The organism is Streptomyces calidiresistens, assembly GCF_014141525.1.
Taxonomy (GTDB): Bacteria; Actinomycetota; Actinomycetes; order Streptomycetales; family Streptomycetaceae; genus Streptomyces; species Streptomyces calidiresistens.
This window is the reverse complement of record NZ_VKHS01001368.1, coordinates 1-810: the sequence shown is the minus strand read 5'-3', so window position 1 is coordinate 810 and position 810 is coordinate 1. Positions and strand designations below refer to the sequence as shown.

At 74.9% G+C, this 810-nt stretch carries 1 protein-coding gene and 1 pseudogene; both read right to left on the bottom strand.

Annotation, left to right across the window (positions count from 1 at the left end):
• Window positions 1-181, bottom strand: a pseudogene (locus FOE67_RS27355) (hypothetical protein); the annotation flags it as partial.
• Between the two features lie 67 nt (window positions 182-248).
• On the bottom strand, window positions 249-710 hold the full coding sequence (locus FOE67_RS27350; protein ID WP_228474361.1) for a hypothetical protein: 462 nt from the start codon (window positions 708-710) through the stop codon (window positions 249-251).
• Between the last annotated feature and the right edge of the window lie 100 nt (window positions 711-810).

Here is an 810-nt window from a genome sequence, read left to right as displayed (position 1 = left end):
GGTCGGGGACCGGACGGTCCCCCGCCGGACGGGGGCCGGGGACCACCCGCGCGGGAACCGCGCCCGGGGCGGCGTCCCGAATGTCGCCCCGGGGGACACCGGGGCGGGAGCCGCCCCGGGAGCCGCCGGGGCCGGCCGGTACCACTGTGTCGGGAGCCTGCTCCCGGATGTTGTGCGCCATCTCGCGGGGATGATGACGCAGGCAGGGGGTGCCGCGCAGCCCGGTGTCCCGGGTGATCGTTTATGTCTCAGATTCCGTGCTTCTTCAAGATCGCTTCGATATCGGAAAAGTCCTCCGCGGCATCGTTCCTGCTCGGGCCCTTTCGACCGGCCGCCGGGGCGCTCGGTGCCCCCGCGTTCCCGGGCAGCGCCGGGCGGTCCTCGCGGCGGGCGGGGGTCGAGGCGGCGGGGGCCGTCGCGGCGTCCCCGGGCACGGCGCCCGGCGCCGCGTCGCGGGTCCACCGGGACACCAGGGTCAGCAGCACCGACAGGCCGATCAGGCCGAACCCGGCCCAGGCGATCGGGTTCACCGTCATGTTCACCACGAAGCGGATCACCCCCGTCATGGCCAGGCCCATCGGCAGCAGCGCCACGGCCAGGGTGCGCAGGGCCGCGCCGCGCCGCCGCCGGCGGAACAGGCGCAGCGACCACCAGCCGCCCGCCGCGGTCAGCACGCCGCATATCGCGTAGATCATCATTCCCAGGGTCATGTTCTCCATCCTGCCCGTCGGGGATCGTCGGGGCCACGACGGGGCGGGACACCCGACGGTTCCGTGGTGCCGGACACCACCCCCTCCCCCGGTTCTCCCC

Excerpts from the sequence above, each read along its gene's own strand:
- FOE67_RS27350 (WP_228474361.1), bottom strand. The coding sequence starts at position 710 with ATGACCCTGGGAATGATGATCTACGCGATATGCGGCGTGCTGACCGCG.